1 protein-coding gene is annotated in these 1,272 nt (G+C 41.2%); it reads right to left on the bottom strand.

The genetic code is table 11. The features are described 5' to 3' along the window. Window positions 1–88: 88 nt before the first annotated feature. Window positions 89–1,272 (bottom strand): elongation factor Tu (gene tuf / locus CF67_RS02745; protein WP_034414122.1); only part of this gene is annotated, 1,184 nt, incomplete at its 5' end.

Here is a 1,272-nt window from a genome sequence, read left to right as displayed (position 1 = left end):
AAGTTGACTGGCAATAAACCAAAGCACATATGTTCAAAGAGTCATATTTAAGAAGGGGCATCAAATAGTGCCCTTTCAACACATATGTTTATTCGAGAATCTTAGCAACGACACCAGCGCCTACTGTACGGCCACCTTCTCGTATAGCAAAACGTAAACCTTCATCCATCGCTATTGGAGCAATCAATTTAACGATCATCTGTACATTATCGCCAGGCATTACCATTTCTATACCTTCGGGTAAAGCAATATCACCAGTCACGTCAGTTGTTCGAAAATAAAATTGTGGACGATATCCTTTAAAGAACGGAGTGTGACGCCCACCTTCATCTTTGGAGAGTACATATACCTCCGACTCAAATTTAGTGTGCGGAGTAATCGAACTAGGTTTGGCTAACACTTGACCACGTTCAACCTCATCACGCTTCGTTCCACGTAGAAGCACGCCAACATTTTCACCAGCACGCCCTTCATCTAAAAGTTTACGAAACATCTCAACACCAGTACACGTAGTTATAACAGTATCTTTGATACCTACAATAGCAACTTCATCTCCAACACTTAAGACACCGCGCTCAATACGACCAGTCACTACTGTACCGCGACCTTGAATTGAAAATACATCTTCAATAGGCATTAAAAATGGCATATTTACAGCACGTTCTGGTTCTGGAATATAATTATCTAAGGTTTCAGCAAGTTCTATTATTTTTTTCGTCCATTGAGGTTCTCCATTCAACGCTCCTAGAGCAGAGCCTTGGATGACTGGTAGTTCATCACCAGGGAAATCATATTCTGATAAAAGTTCCCGTACTTCCATTTCTACTAATTCAAGTAACTCTTCGTCATCAACCATGTCGCATTTATTCATGAAGACAATGATATAAGGAATACCAACCTGACGACCTAGAAGAATATGCTCGCGAGTCTGTGGCATTGGACCATCCGTTGCTGCAACGACAAGAATACCACCATCCATTTGTGCTGCACCTGTAATCATGTTTTTAACATAATCTGCATGACCTGGGCAATCTACATGTGCATAATGACGGTTTGGAGTGTCGTACTCAACATGAGAAGTAGAAATCGTAATTCCTCGCTCACGTTCTTCTGGAGCGTTATCAATAGACGCGAAATCACGCGCTGCACCGCCGTATATTTTAGATAGCGTAGTGCAGATAGCTGCAGTTAAAGTGGTCTTACCATGGTCAACATGACCTATAGTACCAACATTTATATGTGGTTTTACACGTTCAAATTTTTCTTTAGACA

Origin of the sequence: Candidatus Photodesmus blepharonis (genome assembly GCF_000731795.2) — a bacterium.
GTDB lineage: Bacteria > Pseudomonadota > Gammaproteobacteria > Enterobacterales > Vibrionaceae > Vibrio > Vibrio blepharonis.
This window is presented reverse-complemented; position numbering and strand designations above follow the sequence as displayed.